Here is an 18898-nt window from a genome sequence, read left to right on the forward strand (position 1 = left end):
GTTCACCTGACCAGGACGACGACGAGGACGAGGACGACGAGCAGCACCGCGGCCTGCGCGTAGTAGGTGTGCACCTGCCCGGTCTGCGGGCGGCGGGCCAGCGCGCCGAGCCACCGGGCGGCACGGCCGGTGCCGTCCACCAGCCCGTCCACCGGAAGCTCCGCGCGGCGGGCGGTGATCAGCGCGGCCTGCCGGCCACCGGCGGCGACGGCCCGTACCGTCCCGTCGACCACGCGATCGTCGAACCAGGCCAGCCCCCGCGCAAGTGCGAGGACGGGACGCGCGATGCCGTGTTCGGCCATCCGCTCCAGGTAGAGCCAGTGCACCGTCACGCCCGCACTCATCGGCCGCCGCACGAGCATGACCGCGATCAGTACCACGATCGCCAGCGCACCGGAGACGAACAGCTCGGCGATACCAGGTCCGCTTCCAGCCGGAACGCCGAGAAGGCGATGCCAAGGCCCGGCGACGGCGGGCAGGCCCAAGACTCCGAGCACGGCGGCGGCAGTGGCGAGCACAGGCAGCGGCAGTTTCTCCAGAAGGCCGATGTCTCCCCGCCCAGTGCCACCTGGCCTCCACACGGCGAACAGCGCCCGCGCCGCATAGGCGGCGGACAGCAGCGCGGCCGCGAGCCCGACCGCGTACAGCGCCCACGACTTCTCGGCTGCCGCCACCAGGATGGTGTCCTTGGTGACCCACAGCGAGAACGGCGGCAGCCCGGCGAGGGCCAAGGCTCCGACACCGAACGTGATCCCGACCAGGCGATGGCGGCGCGCCGCGCCGCGCAGCCCATCGAGATCCTTGGTGCCCAGCGCGGTCAGCCACGCCCCCGCACACAGGAACAGCAAGCTCTTGACGGCGGCGTGCGCCACCAATTGCGCGGTCCCGCCGGCCACGGCACCACCCCCCACCGCGTCGCCGGCCGCTGTGCCGCTGACCACTGGGCCGCCCCCCATTGAGGCGGTACCGGCGGCGAGCACCATGAACCCGACCTGCGCGCACGTCGAAGCGGCCAGCAGTTGCTTCAGGTCGCGCTGGGCGAGGGCGACCGCGCCCAGCAACAGGGCAGTGAGTGCACCGGCCCAGGCGACAAGGGACCCCGCCCAGCCGGTGGAGGCCAGCAGGGGCTGGACGCGGAGCAGGAGGTACGCGCCGGCGGCCACCATCGTGGCCGAGTGCAGGAGCGCCGAGACCGAACTGGGACCGGCCATCGCCCGAGAAAGCCAGAACGAGAACGGCAACTGGGCCGACTTGCCGAGGGCGGCCGCGATGATCCCGGCCGCGATCAGGTCCCGCCACGGCGACGCGGCACCCGGCAGCGCGCCGAGTGACAGCGTGTTCGCCCCTGCCACCGCGCAGCCCGCCGCGATGTAGAGGCCCATGTCGCCGGTACGGGTCGTCAGGAACGCGACGTCCGCCGCCTGGACCCGGCCGCCGTCCCGCCACCGGAACCCGATCAGCGCGTACGACATCGCGCCCATGACCTCCCAGGCCATGAGCAGCACCGCGAGATCCGTGGCGGTGACGGTGACCAGCATCGCCGCGGCGAACAGCAGCATCAGCCCAAAGAAGCGGCCCCGTGTCCCGTCGGCCGGCATGTCCCCGGCGGCGAAGACCAGGACGGCGAGCGTGACGGCGGCGACCGTCACGACGAGCACGGCCGACAGGCCGTCCACCGCCAGCCCGCCGGGCATCCCCTCGAACAGCGGGAACCGTACGGACGGACGGGCGATCGCGGCGCCGATCGCCAGCACGAGCGTCGCCAGCGCCGCCGTCACCCCGGCGGCCGGCGCGATCCGGTCCGCGCGCCGTCCCGCGACCAGCAGCAGCGCCCCGGCCGCCAGCGGCAGCCCGGGCAGTGCCCAGCCGAGCGCCGTCATCCCTTGAGGTCCCCGGCGTCGTCGGTCGTGTCGACGTCACGGGCCCGGAACAGCGCGGTGACGACGGCGAAGCCCATCGCCATCTCCAGCGCCATCACGGTGACGGCGACCAGGACCAGGACCTGCCCGTCGGCGCTGCCCGGCGCCACGTGGAACCAGAACGCGGCGCCCGCGACCAGCAGGCCGTTGACCATGAGCTCCAGGCCCATCATCAGCATCACGATCGACTGCTGGGACAGCGCCCCGTACAGCCCGACCGCGAACAGCGCGGCGGCCAGCAGCAGGAGCGTCTCCAGCGTCACCGGTCACCGCCGTACCGGTCAGCGCCGTATCCGTCAGTGCTGTATCCGTCAGCGCTGTATCGGCCGCGCGCGGTCGCCAGCACCACCGAGGCGATCATCGTGGCCAGGATCGCCACCCCGATCACCATCATGACCAGCATCTTCGGCCCCATGATCGCCTCACCCAGCGCGCGGGCCGGGTCGGGCGGCGGTACGCCGGTACGGGCCGGCCAGGGGGTCAGCACGATCCCGGCGGCCAGCACCGCGAAGGCGCCGGCCGCGATGGCGAGCGCGGCGCGCTTGTTGTGCACCATCGTCATCGGCATCAGCCCGGCCGGGTTCATCATGTACATGATCATGAAGACCGCCATCACCAGCATCTCCATGATCATCATCAGCACCACCAGCACGCCGAGGTACTGCAGATCGATCAGCAGCAGTACGAGCCCCACGCACAGGAACGAGGCCAGCAGCGCGAACGTGGCGCGCGCCATCGAGTCGACGACGAACACCGCGACACCACTGGCGACCGCCGCCACCGCCAGCCCCCAGAACGCGGCGTCCCGCATGACCACCTCCCAGAACGGCCTCAATCCCGCACGGCTCTCACTCCTGAACCGCCCTCACTCCAGAACCGCCCTCACTCCAGACCTGCTCTCACCCCAAACGGCCCTCACTCCAGAACCACGAGACCGACGACGAGCATCTGCAGCAGCGTGGCCGGGATCAGCACCATCCAGGCGAACGCCATGAACCGGTCCATCCGCAGTACCGGCAGCCGGTGCCCCGCCCACACCAGGAAGGCCAGCACCGCCAGCGTCTTGACCAGCGACCACACGGGCGCGGGGAGCAGCGGACCTCCCCCACCGCCCAGGAAGAGCGGGACGGCCGCAGCGGCGGCCACCGCGAGCAGCGCGTACCGTCCCGCGAGGAAGACCAGCCGGTCCGGGCCCGACAGCTCCACGGCCGCCCCGCCCGCGAGGTCGCCCGCCACCGGATGCGCCAGCGGTCCCCAGAACGCCATCGCCGCCGCGGAGATCAGGTAGACCGCGAAGGCGACCGGCATCCAGACCGCGAACCACAGCCCGTCCTGGGCCGCCGCCACCTCCGACATGTTCAGGGAGCCCGCGCCGAGCGCCGCCGTGATCAGGGCGAACATGTGCGGCAGCTCGTACGCCAGCCCCTGCGCGAGGAACCGGTAGCCGCCGACCAGCGCGTACGCCGAATTGGGTCCCCACCCGGCCAGCCACACAGCCCCCCAGACCGCGACCTCCATCGCGTTGAACCAGACGACGCCGACCTGCATCTCGGCCACCGCCACCGTGCCCAGCGGGATCACCACGGCGGCCAGCAGCGCGGCGGCCGGGAGCGTGATCACACCGGTGCGCATCAGGAGCCGGTCGGACGCGAGCGTCGTCCTGCGCTGCTGGACGAGCAGGCGGGCGGTACCGCGCAACGGCTCGTCCCAGGCCCGCAGCGGGCCCGGGTACCCGGCGGCGGCCGCGCGGAGCACCGCGTTGAGCGCCGCGGCCCCGTACGCGAGAAGGCCCAGCGCCACGGGCAGCATGACCACGGCCCACACCGGAGTCTCACGCATGGACGGTCCCGCTCTGACCTGGACCGATCCGCCCTGGATCGATCTGCTCGAGATCCGGGTCGAGTCCGGCCACGATCAGCCGCGCCGACGACAACTCCGTCCCCTCCAGCAACGCGGGCAGCGCGGCCAGCAGTGCCGTGCTCGGTGCCCGCCCCACCGGCCCGCGTGGTCCCTCGTCGCCGTCGAGCGCCGTACGGTCACCGAGTCCGGCCAAGGATTCGCCGATCTCGGCCAGGAGGCCATCGAGCCGAGCCGCCGCATCGCCGGGATGGCGCGCCGCAGGCCCCGTCAGCCCGTACCGCTCCACGGCCGCAGCGTCGATGACGCCCACCCCTCGCATCATCCAGCGCAGCGTCCGCGAACGCGCCGTACGCCGGGCGAAGCGCGCGAAGCCGGGCACGATCTCGCCCTCCGGCAGCCCGGCGAGCACGTCGTCGCGCAAGCGCCGGGCACGTTCGGCCTGGTCGCGCCAGCCCGCGACGCCGAGGAACCGGGCGAGACCGTCCAGGTGGGAGGCCGCGCGCCGCCGCTCGGCGTCGCCCCGGATCACCTGCTCCCCCGCTGCCGCCGCCAGCCACGGCCCGTCCCAGAAACCCGCGCCGCCCGTACCGCCCATCACTTCGACTTCGGCGGCCTGAACGACGTCGCCCTGCAGCGTGACCCGTACCTGAAGCCCGGCCGGCCAGTCCGGCAGGACCGGCCCCAGCGGAACGTGCAGGACGTCGAGCTTCAGACCGTCCCGGTCCGGTGCACGGTCGGCCATCGCCAACCCGGCCGGGGCACCCATCATGTGGTGTTCATGCCCACCTCCATGGGCGTGCTCCCCGTGCCGGCCATGGCTCCCATGCTCATCGTGACCCCCTTGCTCGTCATGACTCCCGTGCTCGTCGTGGCCGTCGTGCTCATCGTGGTCACTGTGCCCATCGTCTGAGCCGTCGCCACCGTCGCCACCATCGCCGCTATCGCCGCCGGGCTGCCAGGGCCCGGCCGCGATCCGGGACGCCGCGTCGTCCCGCTGAGCCGTGAGGTCGGCGAGCCCGGTCACCGCCTGGTCCATCGCGGCCCGTACCGCGTCCTCCGAGGTACGGGCCGCCAACCGCACCCTGATCCGGGGGCCGGGAAGGTCGGCCCACACCGCTTCGACGGCCTCGGCCAGGGCCGTTCCGGGATCACCGCAGACGATCAGGAGGCCGGCGGCCATCGGCATGTCCGCCGGGGTCCAGCCGCGCCGCCGCAGTTCGGCCTCGGCCATCAGCCGGGTCCGGGTACCGCCCGGAACAGGGACGACGAGGGGACGCGGCCGGGTGGCCGCATAGCGGGCCAGGCGTTCGCTCAGGCCCACCGGAACGCCCCCTCGCGCCAGGCGTACAGGACGCCCACCATCAGCAGCCCGAGGAAGAGGAACATCTCGACGACGGCCTTGGTCCCGATCGACGCGACGACCAGCGCCCACGGATACATGAAGATCATCTCCATGTCGAAGGCCAGGAAGACCATCGTCACCGCGTACCAGCGCACGTGGTAGCGCGACAGGGCGTGCTCGGCCGGCCGGCCGCCCGACAGGTACGGGGCGGAGGGCAGCGGCCCGCCGGCACCGGCGAGCGCGGCGAGGGCGTAGACGGCCGAGATCAGCGCGCCCAGCAACCCCAGCAGGGCGAGCACCGCCACATACGTCTGCATCCACGGTGATCTACCCCGTACGCGACGGAGCATGACCGGCCCGCGCAAATGCAGTGACCGCGGCCCTCACCCGGAGGGCATCACGAATCGCCCGGAGGCATCACGAGCCCGGCTTCACCGTCGCCGGGTAATGGATCGATCGATGAAGCGGTGCAGCAGCATCAGGACGAAGAAGGCCCCATAGCCGAGGGCGATGACCCCCCACAGCCATCGCGGGAAGTCGACCCTGAGCCCCAGTTCGGCTGTAAGGGGGATCGACAGTGCGAGCGTCAACCCGACGAACGCCACGACGGAGCGCTGCGACCGGCGGGCTCTGACGGTGGCCCGCTCGATCGGATCGGTGACGAGCGGGCGATAGCGGCGCTGCCATTCTCGCGGTTCATGGACCTGGGGAACTCCGGCGGCGGCGAGCCGTCGGGTCGCGTCGGCCGGTCGCCGGGCGCGCAGCAGTACCCCGTCCACCCCGTTCGCGGCCACCACCTGTTCGGATGCCAGATAACCCGAGAAATTCACGAGGAGCGGCTTCATGTCCAACGGCGGCATCGGCTGCGGTGTGGTGAAAAGCAGCAGGAGCGTGGACGGGGCGAAATCGTGCGTGGTGATGAACTTCGCGATCGTGACGGGGTCTTCGAACACGTCGGAACTCTTGATGATGGTGCGCCACGAGGACATGTCCACGACGTGGACCTCACCGATGGGCACCCACCAGATCTCCCGTCCCAAGTACCACGGCAGGCGCAGCCCGAGCCAACCGGGCCAGATCTCCATGTACGCCTTACTCCGCGCCAAACGCCAGGACCTCAGAGGTATCCGGTGAGCGGGGTCGGCGTGCTGCCGCATAGGCCTCCGAACCTCAAGTCACGCGACGAACCCTGCCGTCCGCCATTGAGGATTGGACGCCCCACCGCCGCCCGTGGTTGTCCGGTCGCCGCGCTCGTGCGGCTCTCTTTGCCGTCCGGATCGAATCGAGATACTGTCATCATCCAGATGTTGTCAACATCTATCCATCCCATCCGAAATAGGAGGCGCCATGCCGGCCGTGCCCGCCGTGCCCGAGATCGACCTGACCGATCCCGAGGTGATCCGCGATCCCTTCACCGCGTACGGGACCGCCCGGGAGAGCGCGCCGGTCGCACGGGTCACGGCCCCGGGCATGCCGCCGATGTGGACGCTGACCCGGCACGAGGACGCCCGCGCGATGCTGGCCGACCCGCGGTTCGCGGTGACCTCCGGCAGCTTCATGCGACCCGACGTCCCCGCGGACTGCCTGCCCTATATGCGGACCATGTCGGAGATGAACGGAACCGAGCACGCCCGGCTGCGCAAGCTGGCGGCGCCGGCGTTCACCGCCCGCCGCGCCGCCGCGTTCCGGCCGCGGATCCAGCCGCTCGTCGACCGGCTGCTCGACGAGTTGCCCGGGCACGCGGACGGCGGCGTGGTGGACCTGATGGAGCACTTCACCCGGCCGCTGCCGATGGACGTCATCTGCGAGCTCGTCGGAATCCCCGAGGCCGACCGCCTTCGGTGGCGCGAGTACGGGGCGACCGTCGCGGGAGCCTCCGGGCAGGCGTTCGCCGACGCCATCCCGGGCATCATGAACGGCGCCAAGGAGGCCGTCGCGCGCCGCCGCGCCGAGCCCGCCGACGACCTGATCTCAGACCTCCTCTCCACCCAGGCCGAGGACGGCGACCGGATCAGCGTCACCGGGCCCGGTGACACTGGGCTCACCGACACTGCGCTCACCGACACCGCGCTTACCGACACAGTGCTTACTGACACAGGGCTCACCGACACCGAGATCGTGACGCTGATCTGGCATCTGGTGATGGCCGGTCAGACGCCGACCAACCTGATCGCCAACGCGGTGGAGGCCCTGCTCTCCCATCCCGGCCGGCTCGCCGCGCTGCGCGCCGACCCCGCGCTCATGCCGCGCGCCGTGGAGGAGCTGCTCCGCTGGTGCGGGCCCGCGCTGCTCGCGATCCCCCGGTACGCGCTCGAGGACACCGAGCTGTTCGGCGTCCCGGTACGGAAGGGCGAGGCCGTCACCGTGTCGATCGCCGCCGCCAACCGCGACCCCCGCGCGTTCACCGACCCCGACCGGTTCGACGTCACGCGCGCCGCCGGGACGGCCGGGCACCTCGGGTTCGCCCACGGGCCGCACTTCTGCCTCGGGGCCTCGCTGGCGCGGGTCGAGACCGAGGTCGCGCTGGCGACGCTGCTGCGCCGCTTCCCCGACCTGGCGTTCGCGGACCCCGCGGGTGCGCAGCGAGCCCCCGACCCCGGCACCTGGCGGCTGGTATCGCTGCCCGTCACCCTCAAGCCTGGGCGGAGTCGCGCATGAGGGACCGGCGCAGCAGGTACGTTCCGGCGCTGAAGAGCACCAGGGCGTAGCCGGCGAGCACCGCCAGCTCCGGCAGGACGTCCCGCAAGCCGCCGCCGTTCCGGATCAGCTCGGTGAGGGCGTCGTTGCCCCAGGCGTGCGGGGTCACGTGCGCGATGGCCGTCATGACGGGCGAGAACACCTCCAGCGGCACCATCGAGCCGCCGAGCGCGGCCAGGCCGAGGCCGAGCAGCACGCCGATCCCCCCGGCCTGCTGCTCGGTCCGCAGCACGGCGCCGGTGACCATCGCCGCGCCGCTGCCGACCAGGCAGAACATCAGCAGGACCAGGATCGCGGACGGCAGGTCGCCCCAGCCGACCCCGAACAGCAGCGCGGACCCGACCATGATGAACACGCCCTGCGTCATCGCGATCCCCATCCGGCTCAGCGCCTCACCGAACAGGATGGTGCGGACCGGGGTCGGGGTGGCGAGCATCCGGCGGGTCACGCCCAGCCGGCGTCCCTCGATCAGGACGACCGAGCCGGTGAGCGAGGTGAGGAAGACGAACAGCAGCAGCTGCCCCGCGGCCTCCATGTCGAACCGGCCCAGCGTCTCGGGGAACGGGTCCTCGCCGGCGGTGACCGTACGGACCGCCACGCCGGGCAGGGCCGGCGCGATCCGGTCCGTGGTCGCCAACCCCTGATCGAACGGCACGCCCGTCTCGTTCGCCGCGAAACGGGCCGCGCGCAGCCGCTCGCCCTGCCGCCCGACGGCGGACCGGACGGCGGGTCCCAGTTGCCTGCCGTCCTGGTCCTGCCTGGCCAGGAGTCCGACGTCGACCCGGCCTCCCGCCCGCAGGAGCACGTCGTACCGCTCCGGGATCACGACCCCGGCCTGCACCTCGCCGCGCTCCACGGCGGTGCGCAGCCGGGCCTCGTCGTCGATCCGCTCGACCCTGACGTTGCCGATCGTGCCGAGGTCGCGGATCAGCGCGGCCGACAGCGCGCCGCGGTCCTGGTCGACCACGCCGAGGCGTGGCTCGTACGAGCCGCCGGCCGCCGCGCCGATCACCAGGATCAGGCCCATCGGCAGCAGGAACAGGAAGAACAGGCTGCTCCGGTCGCGCAGCAGCAGGCGCAGCTCGGTTCCGGCGATCACGAGCGGCTTCATGCGCGCAGCGTCCTTCCGAGGAGCACGAGGGCCGGGCCGCCGGTCGCGACCGCGAAGAGCAGCAGGACGCCGGCGGACGGCAGCACGGCGGCCACGCCCGCGCCGCCGGACAGGTCCGCCAGCCCCCGCAGGAACCACTGGTGCGGGGTGAGCAGGCCGAGCGCCGCCACCAGGCCCCCGGCCTGCGCGATGGGGAAGAACGCGCCGCCGAGCGCGCCCAGCGTGATCGCGATGACGGTCTGCCGCTGCAGGGCCTGCTCGGGGGCGCGGGCCGGGGCCGCCGCGAGCGCCATGATCCCGGTGGCGGCCAGGACTCCCGTCACCACCAGCAGCGCGACGCCCCATGGATCACCCCAGCGCGCGCCGAGCAGTAACGTCGTGGCGATCACGAGCGTCACCATGCTCGCCAGCCCTACCAGGATGCTCGTGAGCAGCTTCCCTGCCAGGACGGTCAGCGGCGGGACGGGCGCGGCGAGCAGCCGTGGCAGGGTGCCCTGCGATCGCTCCTCCAGCAGCCCGGTGATCCCGAACTGCACGGTGAAGAACAGGAAGAACACCGCCATCCCCGCGGCCATGTAGGTCCCGATGCCGAGTTCGCGGGTCGAGGCCGCCTGGTCCTGGACGGCCAGCGGCGCGGGTACGGCGGCGGCCCGTGCCGCCAGGTCGCGCGCCTGCGCCGGATCAGGACGGCCGTTCGCGGCGACCGCCACGGCGAGCCGTACGGCCCGTACCTCGGCGGCGTAGGCGGTGGCGAGCGAGCGCGCCACCTGCGTCCCGATCATGGCGTCCGGGCTGCCGATCACCCGCAGTTCCACCGGCGTGCCCGCCGCGACGCCGGCGGAGAACCCGGCGGGGATCACGAACGCGGCCGCCGCGTCGCCGTCCTCCACCAGCCGGCGCGCCTCCTGCGGCGTACGGGCGGTACGCAGGGCGATCACGCCCTCGCGCTCGGTCGGCCTGAGCACCTGGTCCACGAACCGTGCCGCCGCCACGCCCCCGTCGGCGTCGGCGATCACGTACCGGAACCGCTGGTCACCGCCCGAGGCCGCGCCCATGGTCAGATCGAAGACGAACGCCAGGGCCAGCGGCAGCACCAGCGCGTACATCGGCAGGGACAGATCGCGCATCCGCTGCCGCAGATCCTTGACGGTGATCAGCCACGCCGTCCGCAGGAAGGCGTTCCGGCTGGATGCCTTCTTTCGGACCACGGGCTTTTGAACCACGGGCTTTCGGTCCACGGGCTTGCGGTCCACGGGCCCGGGCGGGGTCGCCGTCATGACCGGTCCCGCAGCGCCTTGCCGGTCAGGTGCAGGAACACCGTCTCCAGGTCCGGCTCGGTCACCGACACCGAGCGCACGGCCGCGCCCGCCTTCGCGGCGACCCGCAGGATCTCCGGCAGCCGGTCGCGGGCGTCGTCCAAGGCGAGGTCAAGGCCGCCGTCCTGCCGGTCGGCCCGGACGACCCCCGGGATCTCCGCCAGCGCGGACGCCGCCGCGGCCAGGTCGCCGCCCGCGTCGAGCACCACCCGGTCGTGCTCCTCCACCAGCGCGACCAGTTCGCGCTGCGTCCCCTCGGCCTTGAGGCTCCCCGCGTCGATGATCCCGACGCGGTCGCAGAGCCGCTCGGCCTCCTCCATGTAATGGGTGGTGTAGAGAACGGCCATGCCCGTCCCGGCCAGCCGCGCCACGCTCTCGAGGATGGCGTTGCGGCTCTGCGGGTCCACCCCGGCGGTCGGCTCGTCCAGGATGAGCAGCCGCGGCCCGTGCAGCATCCCGACGCCGATGTTGAGCCGCCGCTTCATGCCGCCCGAGTAGTGCTTGGCCCGGTCGCCCGCGCGCTCGGTCAGCCCGACGGTCTCCAGGATCTCGGCCACCCGCCGCCGTGCCTCGCCCCGCGCCATCCCGTACAGCCGGGCGAAGAACCACAGGTTCTCCTTGCCGGTCAGATCGGGGTAGATGGCCAGCTCCTGCGGTACGTACCCGATCTTCGCCTTCAGCGCCACGCCGGTACCGGTCAGCTCCGTACCGTCGATCAGGATCTCGCCGGCGTCCCGGGCCAGGACCCCCGCGATCATGGAGATCGAGGTGGTCTTGCCCGCGCCGTTGGGCCCGAGCAGCCCGTAGGTCTCGCCCTCGGCGATCTCGAAGGCCAGGTCGTCGACCGCCTGGAGCTCACCGAACCTCTTGCGCAGCCCTGTACAGCGCAGCACCGGCGGTTCGGCCATCGATTCCTCCGTACGCTCAGCGAAGCATGCGGTCTCATGATCGACGGCCCAAGGCCCGTCCACTAGGGCCCTTTGGTCCCTTTCCGTGCCGGTGAGCGGCTATGCGCGCGGGTGCGGTACGACGGCCAGCGGGCAGCGGGCGTGATGCAGCAGGGCGTGGCTGACCGAGCCCAGCACCAGGCCGGCGAATCCGCCGCGCCCGCGCGTCCCCACCACCAGCAACTCAGCGCCGTCGGAGGCGGAGGACAGCGCCCGTACGGGACGGGCACGCACCACGTCGCGGACCACGTCGACCTCGGGGAACCGGACCCGCCACTCCGCCAGCGAGGCCGCCAGGGCTCGTTCCGCCTCGGCATGCACCGCGTCGGGATCGAAGCCCAGCGGCCGCATGTCACCCGGGCCGTGGCTCCAGGCCAGCACCGCGCGCAGCCGGGCCCCGCGCAGCGACGCCTCCTCGAAGGCGAACGCGGTGGCCTCGACGCTGTTCTCCGACCCGTCCACGCCGACCACGATCTCGCCAACCACGGGCTCGCCGACCACGGGCTCACCTATCCCGGGTTCACCGACCATGGGCGGCTCCTCCCGTACGGCCACGGCGGGGCAGGACGCGTGCGCGACGACCTGCAGGCCCACCGAGCCGAGCAGGAGGCCCGCCACACCGCCCATGCCGTGCGTCCCCACGACGATCATGAGGGCCCGGCCGGACTCCCTGATCAGCGCCTCGGCCGGCTGCCCGGGCACCTGCTCCCCCGACACCCGCACCCCGGGAGCCCGCTCGCGGGCGTGGGCGAGGGCCTGCTGGAGCACCTCGTCGCCGTTGTCGTGCATCCACTCCCGGATCGCGCCGACCCGGGGATCCACCGGAACGTCGAACAGCCACGGCGCCACCGCGTACACGATCCGCAGATCCGCGTCCCGGCGCAGGGCCTCCCCGGCCGCCCACGCGACGGCGATCAGCCCGTGCGCCGACCCGTCCGCTCCCACCACGATCTCATTCCTGCCCGCACGGCCGGCGCCGGCGACGATGGGATCAGGCATGCCGCTCAACTCCCTGCTCAACCCCCTGCTCAACTCCCTGCTCACAACTCATTGCTCGGCCCTTTCCCCCTTCTCCCCAAGCCTTGGCCGCTTATGGGTCGCAGGCACTGGAATTGCCGCGCCGGGCGCGGTGAACTGGAGCACGGAGGGAGGCTGCGGCAGGGATGGAGAGACGAACCGGGTTCCGTCGAACGGCCCGCAACCCGCTGCTGCGCGAGGTCGACCGTTCGCAGCGCGCCGTGGCCGTGGTGCTCACCGCGCTGTTCGTCTGTGCCGCCCCGGTCCTCTCGGTACGTGCGGGCGGCGCCGCCTATGAACGGGGCGTCCAGGTCGAACGGTCGCAGGCGGCCACGCGCCATCGGGTCGCCGCCACCGTCGTCGCCGTGGAGGCCTCGGACCCGAGAAGGGCGCGGGTCATCCGGGTGCGCTGGAGCGAGCGCGACGGATCCGCTCGTACGGGGGCGGCCGTGGTGTGGCGCGGGCGGCCGGAGCAGGGCCAGACCCAGCCCATGTGGGTCGACGCCGCCGGCCATCCGACCGTACGGCCGCGGATGCGGTCGCAGACGGTCACGGGCGCGGCGCTGGCCGGCGCGGCGGTCGCGGCCGGGACGGCGGCCCCGCTGCTGATCGTGTACGCGGCGTGCCGGCGCCGCTTCGACCGCCGCCGATACCGGGATTGGGAGAACGAATGGGCAAGGCTGGACGACAGCCGCTCGCCCAGCTAGCCGGGACCGCCCGCGCCCAGAGCCCTGCGGACACCGGCGGCGATCTCCAGGTCCTCGCGCGAGCTGACCACGAGGGTACGGACGGCGGCTCGCGGCGCCGTGACATCGGCGTCGCCGCGGGCGGCGGCGTTGGCCTCGGCGTCGACGGCGGCCCCAAGGAAGCCCAGATCGGCGGCGGCGCGCTCGCGTACCTCGGGATCGTGCTCGCCCACGCCTCCGGTGAACACCAGCGCGTCCACCCCGCCCAGCGCCGCGACCATGGCGGCGGCGCACGCCCGCAGCCGGTGGTGGTAGACGTCCAGCGCCGCCACCGCCACCTCGCAGCCCTTGCGGACCCGCTGCCGGATCTCCCGCATGTCACCGGTTCCGGCCAGGGCACGCAGCCCCGAGCGGTGTTCCAGTGCGTCGGAGATCTCCCCCTGCGGTACGCCGTGCTTGCACAGCCACAGCGGGATCCCCGGATCCAGGCTGCCGGCGCGGGTGGACATGACCAGGCCTTCGAGCGGCGTGAACCCCATCGTGGTGTCGACCGAACGGCCACCCGCCACCGCCGCCAGCGAGGCCCCCGAACCCAGATGGAACAGTACGAATCGCAGCGTCGCGGGATCGGTGCCCAGCAGTTCCCCCGACCGGCGCAGGGCGTACGCGAACGACAGGCCGTGGAAGCCGTACCGCCGCAGCCCGAACCGTTCCCGCCACTCCACCGGCACCGCGTAGGCCGCCGCCGCTTCCGGCAGGTCCGCGTGGAACACGGTGTCGAAGCACGCCACGACCGGTACGTCCGGCAGCGCCCGGCGGACCTCGCCGAGCCCGTACAGCGACTGCGGCTGATGCAGCGGCGCGAGGTCGACGAGGGTGTACAGCCGCTTGGACACCTCCTCGTCGATCACCGTGGGCTGCCTGAAGTCCCGGCCGCCGTGCACGAACCGCAGCCCGATCGCGTCCGGTACGGGCAGCCCGGCCAGAGCGGCGGCCAGCCGCTCGGCCTCCCGGTCGGGCGCGCCGCTGGGCAGATCGACGGTGTTCATGACGGTGTCGTCATGGTCGAGCAGGCTCATCTTCAGGCTGCTGGAACCCGGATTGACGGTCAGCACCCGCATCGGAAACCCCCATTTCCTCTGTACGGTCACGGCTCTGTACGGTCACGGCTCTGTACGGTCGCAGCTCGGTGCTGTCGGAACTCGGTGCTGTCGGAGATCAGTAGGGCCAGGCCCAGTCGCGTACCTCCGGGGCGTCCTCGCCGTGCTCGCGGGTGTACGCCCGCAGCGCGAGCCGCTTGTCGGCCATCCGCTGCCGTACGTGCGCGACCCGCCCGCCCAGGCTCGGGACGCGGTCGATGACGTCCATGACCAGGTGGTACCGGTCGAGGTCGTTCAGCATGACCATGTCGAACGGCGTGGTGGTCGTGCCCTCCTCCTTGTAGCCGCGCACGTGCAGATTGGGGTGGCCGGCACGGCGGTAGGCGAGCCGGTGGATCAGGTACGGGTAGCCGTGGAAGGCGAAGATGATCGGCCGGTCGGTGGTGAAGATCGCGTCGAACTCGCGGTCGGGCAGCCCGTGCGGATGCTCGGTGTCGGGTTGCAGCCGCATCAGATCGACCACGTTCACGACCCGTACCCGCAACTCGGGGAAGTTCTGCCGGAGCAGGTCGGCGGCGGCGATCGTCTCCAGCGTCGGGACGTCGCCCGCACACGCCAGGACGACATCGGGATCGGCGCCTTCGTCCCGGCTGGCCCATTCCCAGATGCCGATGCCGCGGGTGGAGTGCGCGATCGCCTCGTCCATGGTCAGCCAGTCGGGCGAGGGCTGCTTCCCGGCGACGACGACGTTGACGTAGTCGCGGGAGCGCAGGCAGTGGTCGCCGACCGACAGCAGCGTGTTGGCGTCCGGCGGCAGGTAGACGCGGGTGATCTCGGGCTTCTTGTTCATCACCACGTCCAGGAATCCGGGGTCCTGGTGGGTGAAGCCGTTGTGGTCCTGCCGCCACACGTGCGAGGACAGCAGGTAGTTGAGCGAGGCGATGGGCCGCCGCCACGGCAGCTTCCGAGTGACTTTGAGCCACTTGGCATGCTGATTGAACATCGAGTCGACGATGTGGATGAACGCCTCGTAGCTGTTGAACAGCCCGTGCCGACCGGTCAGCAGGTAGCCCTCCAGCCAGCCCTGGCACAGATGCTCGCTCAGGACCTCCATCACCTGGCCGTGCGGCCCCTGGTGCTCGTCGGTCGGGAGCCGCTCCCCGGTGAACACCCGGTCGGTGACCTCGAACACCGCGCCGAGCCGGTTGGAGGCGGTCTCGTCCGGTCCCATGATCCGAAAGTTGCCCGGGTTGGCCGCCACGACCTCGCGCAGGTAGGCGGCGAGCGCGCGGGTCGGCTCGGTGGCACCGGCGCCCGGCTTGTCCACCGCGACGGCGAAGTCACGGAAGTCCGGCAGCACCAGCGGCCGAAGCAGCTCGCCGCCGTTGGCGTGCGGGTTGGCGCTCATCCGCCGCCGTCCCTCGGGCGCCTGGGCCGTCAGCTCGGCCACCGGGCGGCCCTCGCCGTCGAAGAGGTCTTCCGGACGGTACGAGCGGAGCCAGTCCCGCAACTGCTCCAGATGGGCGGGATTCTCCCGTACGCCGGACAGCGGGACCTGGTGCGACCGCCAGGTGCCCTCGATCGGGACCCCGTCGACCTCCTTCGGGCCGGTCCAGCCCTTGGGCGTGCGCAGGATGATCATCGGCCAGCGCTGCCGCTCGGCCGTCCGGCCCGACCTGGCCGCCGACTGGATCCGGGCGATCTCGTCCAGCGCCTGGTCCATCGCGGACGCCATCGTGCGGTGCATCGAGGCGGGATCGTCGCCGCTCACCAGGTACGGCAGATGGCCGTAGCCTTCCAGCAGCATGGCCAGCTCCTCCTCGGAGATCCGGGCGAGCACCGCCGGATTGGCGATCTTGTACCCGTTCAGATGCAGGATCGGCAGCACCGCTCCGTCCCGGACCGGGTCCAGGAACTTGGTCGAGTGCCAGCTCGCCGCCAGCGGGCCCGTCTCGGCCTCCCCGTCGCCGACGATGCACGCCACCACCAGGTCCGGGTTGTCGAACGCCGCCCCGTACGCGTGCGCCAGCGAGTAGCCCAGCTCACCGCCCTCGTGGATCGAGCCGGGCGTCTCCGGCGCCACATGGCTCGGGACGCCGCCCGGGTACGAGAACTGCCGGAACAGCCGTCCCATCCCCGGCTCGTCCCGCGACACGTCCGGGTAGATCTCGCCGTACGTGCCCTCCAGCCAGGCGTTGGCCACCGCCGCGGGCCCGCCGTGCCCCGGTCCCATGATGTAGATCATGTCCAGCGCGCGCTGCTTGATCACCCGGTTGAGGTGGGCGTAGCAGAAGTTCAGCCCCGGCGTGGTCCCCCAGTGGCCCAGCAGCCGCGGCTTGATGTGCTCGGGCCGCAGCTCCGCGCGCAGCAGCGGGTTCGCGCGCAGGTAGATCTGCCCGGCCGACAGGTAGTTCGCCGCCCTCCAGTAGGCGTCGATCCGCGCGACCTCGTCATCGTCCAGCATGCCGCGTTCCCTTCCCGCCAGCGGAACGGAGAATCCCAGGACTTCGCCCCGGTATGCCTGCGCGGCGGGTGCCCGTACGGCCACAATCGGTGAGGTGACCGTCACTCCGGTACGGACGCGGTTCCGCGTCGAGGGCATCGTGCAGGGGGTCGGCTTCCGGCCGTTCGTCCATGCGATCGCGCACCGGTTCGGCCTGTCCGGCTCGGTCGGCAACGATCTCGCCGGCGTGTTCATCGAGGCCGAGGGACCGGCGGGCGCCGTGGCACGGTTCCGCAGGGCACTGGAGGACGAGGCCCCGCCGCTCGCGCTGATCGAACGGATCACCGCCGAGCCCCTCGTCCCGAACGGGGTCCCGGCCGGCGCCCCGCACAATACGGCCGGCTTCACCATCGTCCCCAGCCGCGGCGGCCCGGCGCCCCGTACGCCCGTTTCCCCCGACACCGCGACCTGCGCCGACTGCGTGCGCGAGCTGTTCGACCCGGCCGACCGGCGGTACCGCCACCCGTTCATCACCTGCACCGGCTGCGGGCCGCGCTTCACGATCGTCCGGGACCTCCCGTACGACCGGCCGCGCACGACGATGGCGGGATTTCCGATGTGCGGGCAGTGCGCCGCCGAGTACGAGGACCCGGCGAACCGCCGCTACCACGCCCAGCCCGTGTGCTGCCCCGAGTGCGGCCCGGCGCTCCGGCTGACCGTTCACGACGGCCACCCCGGGGCCGACCCCATCGCCGGAGCCGTGGACGTCCTGCGCCGGGGAGGCATCCTCGCGATCAAGAGCCTGGGCGGCTACCACCTCGCCGTGGACGCGACCGACGTCGAGGCGGTCGGCAGGCTGCGCTCCCGCAAGCACCGCGCCGCCAAGCCGTTCGCCGTGCTCGTACCGGACCTGGCCACGGCCGAGCGCCTCGCCGAGATCGGCCCGCTCGCGCGCGACCTGCTGGCATCCCCTGAACGCCCGATCGTGCTGGTCCCCCGCCGTCCAGGTACAGGGATCGCGGACGCGGTGGCACCCGGTCGCCGCGAACTCGGCCTGATGCTCCCGTACACCCCGCCGCACTGGCTCCTGACCCATGACTTCGCCGGACCGTTGGTCATGACCAGCGGAAACAGATCCGATGAGCCGATCGCCTACCGGGACGAGGAGGCGGCCGAGCGGCTCGGCGGCATCGCCGACGCGTTCCTGACCCACGACCGGCCCATCCATGTCCGGACCGACGACTCCGTCGTACGGGTGTCGCATGGCCGGGCCACTCCGGTACGCCGTTCACGCGGGCACGCCCCCCGACCGCTTCCCCTGGATCCGCCCGCGACCCGGCCACTGCTCGGCTGCGGCGCCGAACTGAAGAGCACGTTCTGCCTCGTACGGGATGGACGCGCGTACCTCTCGCACCACATCGGCGACCTGGAGAACCACGAGACGTTCCGCTCCTACACCGAGGGCATCGCGCACTTCCGGCGGCTGCTCGGCATCGAACCCGCGCTGATCGTCCACGACCTGCATCCGGAGTACCTGTCTTCCAAGTACGCAGCCCGATACGCCACCGAGTACGCCACCCAGTACGCCATCGAGCACGACCACGGTTCGGGCGCGGAGTTGCTCGGTGTCCAGCACCATCACGCCCACATCGCCTCATGCCTGGTCGACAACCAAGAGGCGGGCCCGGTGATCGGGGTGGCGTTCGACGGCCTGGGTCTGGGCACCGACGGCACTCTGTGGGGCGGCGAGTTCCTCATCGCCGACCTGAAGGGGTTCCGCCGCGCCGCGTACCTGGTGCCCGTTCCCCTGCCCGGCGGAGCAGCCGCGATCAAGGAGCCCTGGCGGATGGCCGCCGCCTACCTGCCGCAGGAGAGTCTGGAGGTACGCCGCAGGCAGGGCCGCCGATGGGACCAGATCGTCGCGATGGCCGCCGCCGGCCTGAACTCGCCGCCCACCTCCAGTGCCGGGCGCGTGTTCGACGCGGTCGCCGCCCTCCTCGGCCTTCGCGACACCATCGAGTACGAGGGCCAGGCCGCGATCGAACTGGAGCAGTGCGCGGATCCGTCCGTACGGGACGCCTATCCGGCGCACTTCGATCGCGGCCGGATCAGCGCGTCCGACCTGGTGCGCGCGGCCGCCGCCGACCTGCGCGCGGGCACGGCGGTCGAGACCATCGCGGCCCGGTTCCACAACGGGATGGCCTCGCTGATCGTCGATACCTGCGTACGGCTCCGCGACGACACGGGCCTGACGGTGGTCGCGCTGTCAGGCGGCGTCTTCCAGAACGCCCTGCTGGTGGCGCGGACCGTCCCCGCCCTGGAACGGCACGGCTTCCACGTCCTCACCCACCGGCACGTACCCCCGAACGACGGCGGGATCAGCCTCGGCCAGGTCGCCATCGCCGCCGCCCTCGACCGGACCAAGGCCTGACCCCGGCGGGCTCGCCGCCGGATCAACAC

General features: G+C 72.2%; 16 protein-coding genes. 3 read left to right on the forward strand and 13 right to left on the reverse strand.

The window, feature by feature from the left end; all coding sequences use genetic code 11:
* Window positions 1-2: 2 nt before the first annotated feature.
* The 7 genes from ACH34Q_RS03015 to ACH34Q_RS03045 all read right to left on the reverse strand — a co-directional run bounded on the left by ACH34Q_RS03015 (window position 3) and on the right by ACH34Q_RS03045 (window position 6206).
* Window positions 3-1880, reverse strand: a complete 1878-nt coding sequence (locus tag ACH34Q_RS03015; RefSeq protein ID WP_395981152.1) for a proton-conducting transporter membrane subunit — start codon at window positions 1878-1880, stop codon at window positions 3-5.
* Window positions 1877-2182 (reverse strand): NADH-quinone oxidoreductase subunit NuoK, encoded by a 306-nt coding sequence (gene nuoK, locus ACH34Q_RS03020; RefSeq protein WP_395981153.1) that lies wholly within the window; start codon window positions 2180-2182, stop codon window positions 1877-1879. The genes ACH34Q_RS03015 and nuoK overlap by 4 nt, the downstream gene beginning before the upstream one ends.
* Window positions 2179-2730, reverse strand: a complete 552-nt coding sequence (locus ACH34Q_RS03025; RefSeq protein WP_395981154.1) for an NADH-quinone oxidoreductase subunit J — start codon at window positions 2728-2730, stop codon at window positions 2179-2181. The genes nuoK and ACH34Q_RS03025 overlap by 4 nt, the downstream gene beginning before the upstream one ends.
* A 104-nt stretch (window positions 2731-2834) precedes the next feature.
* A complete protein-coding gene (locus ACH34Q_RS03030; RefSeq protein WP_395981155.1) occupies window positions 2835-3758 on the reverse strand; it encodes an NADH-quinone oxidoreductase subunit H in 924 nt (307 codons plus the stop codon).
* Window positions 3751-5100 (reverse strand): hypothetical protein, encoded by a 1350-nt coding sequence (locus ACH34Q_RS03035; protein ID WP_395981156.1) that lies wholly within the window; start codon window positions 5098-5100, stop codon window positions 3751-3753. The genes ACH34Q_RS03030 and ACH34Q_RS03035 overlap by 8 nt, the downstream gene beginning before the upstream one ends.
* Window positions 5091-5438 carry an NADH-quinone oxidoreductase subunit A gene (locus ACH34Q_RS03040; RefSeq protein WP_395981157.1) on the reverse strand — a complete coding sequence of 116 codons (348 nt, stop codon included), beginning with the start codon at window positions 5436-5438 and terminating at the stop codon, window positions 5091-5093. The genes ACH34Q_RS03035 and ACH34Q_RS03040 overlap by 10 nt, the downstream gene beginning before the upstream one ends.
* Window positions 5439-5552: 114 nt before the next feature.
* Window positions 5553-6206: a hypothetical protein gene (locus ACH34Q_RS03045; RefSeq protein ID WP_395981158.1), complete on the reverse strand. Its 654-nt coding sequence runs from the start codon at window positions 6204-6206 to the stop codon at window positions 5553-5555.
* A gap of 262 nt (window positions 6207-6468) precedes the next feature.
* Between ACH34Q_RS03045 and ACH34Q_RS03050 the strand changes: the two genes are divergently transcribed.
* The gene (locus ACH34Q_RS03050; protein WP_395981159.1) at window positions 6469-7779 is read left to right on the forward strand and encodes a cytochrome P450; all 1311 of its coding nucleotides are present in this window, start codon (window positions 6469-6471) and stop codon (window positions 7777-7779) included.
* On the opposite strand, the gene ACH34Q_RS03055 is transcribed toward ACH34Q_RS03050, so the two are convergent.
* From ACH34Q_RS03055 to ACH34Q_RS03070, 4 genes are all read right to left on the reverse strand, one after another.
* Window positions 7754-8929 (reverse strand): ABC transporter permease, encoded by a 1176-nt coding sequence (locus ACH34Q_RS03055; RefSeq protein ID WP_395981160.1) that lies wholly within the window; start codon window positions 8927-8929, stop codon window positions 7754-7756. The genes ACH34Q_RS03050 and ACH34Q_RS03055 overlap by 26 nt on opposite strands.
* Window positions 8926-10137 (reverse strand): ABC transporter permease, encoded by a 1212-nt coding sequence (locus ACH34Q_RS03060; protein WP_395981161.1) that lies wholly within the window; start codon window positions 10135-10137, stop codon window positions 8926-8928. Before ACH34Q_RS03060 ends, ACH34Q_RS03055 begins: the two co-directional genes overlap by 4 nt.
* Window positions 10138-10202: 65 nt before the next feature.
* A complete protein-coding gene (locus ACH34Q_RS03065) occupies window positions 10203-11153 on the reverse strand; it encodes an ATP-binding cassette domain-containing protein (RefSeq protein WP_395981162.1) in 951 nt (316 codons plus the stop codon).
* A gap of 99 nt (window positions 11154-11252) precedes the next feature.
* Window positions 11253-12191, reverse strand: coding sequence for a universal stress protein (locus ACH34Q_RS03070; protein WP_395981163.1), 939 nt, complete (start codon window positions 12189-12191; stop codon window positions 11253-11255).
* 164 nt (window positions 12192-12355) lie between these two features.
* Here ACH34Q_RS03070 and ACH34Q_RS03075 point away from each other — a divergent pair, with 164 nt between their 5' ends.
* Window positions 12356-12916 (forward strand): hypothetical protein, encoded by a 561-nt coding sequence (locus ACH34Q_RS03075; protein ID WP_395981164.1) that lies wholly within the window; start codon window positions 12356-12358, stop codon window positions 12914-12916.
* Here the strand turns inward: ACH34Q_RS03075 and ACH34Q_RS03080 are convergent.
* Window positions 12913-14016, reverse strand: coding sequence for an acetate/propionate family kinase (locus ACH34Q_RS03080; RefSeq protein ID WP_395981165.1), 1104 nt, complete (start codon window positions 14014-14016; stop codon window positions 12913-12915). The genes ACH34Q_RS03075 and ACH34Q_RS03080 overlap by 4 nt on opposite strands.
* A 97-nt stretch (window positions 14017-14113) precedes the next feature.
* Window positions 14114-16459, reverse strand: coding sequence for a phosphoketolase (locus tag ACH34Q_RS03085; protein WP_395981618.1), 2346 nt, complete (start codon window positions 16457-16459; stop codon window positions 14114-14116).
* Window positions 16460-16553: 94 nt separating this feature from the next.
* On the opposite strand from ACH34Q_RS03085, the gene hypF reads away from it, so the two are divergent.
* Complete coding sequence (hypF, locus tag ACH34Q_RS03090) at window positions 16554-18869, forward strand: carbamoyltransferase HypF (RefSeq protein ID WP_395981166.1); 2316 nt, start codon at window positions 16554-16556, stop codon at window positions 18867-18869.
* Window positions 18870-18898: the final 29 nt, after the last annotated feature.

Origin of the sequence: Actinomadura sp. 9N407 (assembly GCF_044326315.1) — a bacterium.
GTDB lineage: Bacteria > Actinomycetota > Actinomycetes > Streptosporangiales > Streptosporangiaceae > Spirillospora.

Excerpts from the sequence above, each read along its gene's own strand:
- ACH34Q_RS03015 (WP_395981152.1), bottom strand. The coding sequence starts at position 1,880 with ATGACGGCGCTCGGCTGGGCACTGCCCGGGCTGCCGCTGGCGGCCGGG.
- ACH34Q_RS03025 (WP_395981154.1), bottom strand. The coding sequence starts at position 2,730 with ATGCGGGACGCCGCGTTCTGGGGGCTGGCGGTGGCGGCGGTCGCCAGT.
- ACH34Q_RS03030 (WP_395981155.1), bottom strand. The coding sequence starts at position 3,758 with ATGCGTGAGACTCCGGTGTGGGCCGTGGTCATGCTGCCCGTGGCGCTG.
- ACH34Q_RS03040 (WP_395981157.1), bottom strand. The coding sequence starts at position 5,438 with ATGCAGACGTATGTGGCGGTGCTCGCCCTGCTGGGGTTGCTGGGCGCG.
- ACH34Q_RS03045 (WP_395981158.1), bottom strand. The coding sequence starts at position 6,206 with ATGGAGATCTGGCCCGGTTGGCTCGGGCTGCGCCTGCCGTGGTACTTG.
- ACH34Q_RS03050 (WP_395981159.1), top strand. The coding sequence starts at position 6,469 with ATGCCGGCCGTGCCCGCCGTGCCCGAGATCGACCTGACCGATCCCGAG.
- ACH34Q_RS03055 (WP_395981160.1), bottom strand. The coding sequence starts at position 8,929 with ATGAAGCCGCTCGTGATCGCCGGAACCGAGCTGCGCCTGCTGCTGCGC.
- ACH34Q_RS03065 (WP_395981162.1), bottom strand. The coding sequence starts at position 11,153 with ATGGCCGAACCGCCGGTGCTGCGCTGTACAGGGCTGCGCAAGAGGTTC.
- ACH34Q_RS03070 (WP_395981163.1), bottom strand. The coding sequence starts at position 12,191 with ATGCCTGATCCCATCGTCGCCGGCGCCGGCCGTGCGGGCAGGAATGAG.
- ACH34Q_RS03075 (WP_395981164.1), top strand. The coding sequence starts at position 12,356 with ATGGAGAGACGAACCGGGTTCCGTCGAACGGCCCGCAACCCGCTGCTG.
- ACH34Q_RS03080 (WP_395981165.1), bottom strand. The coding sequence starts at position 14,016 with ATGCGGGTGCTGACCGTCAATCCGGGTTCCAGCAGCCTGAAGATGAGC.
- ACH34Q_RS03085 (WP_395981618.1), bottom strand. The coding sequence starts at position 16,459 with ATGCTGGACGATGACGAGGTCGCGCGGATCGACGCCTACTGGAGGGCG.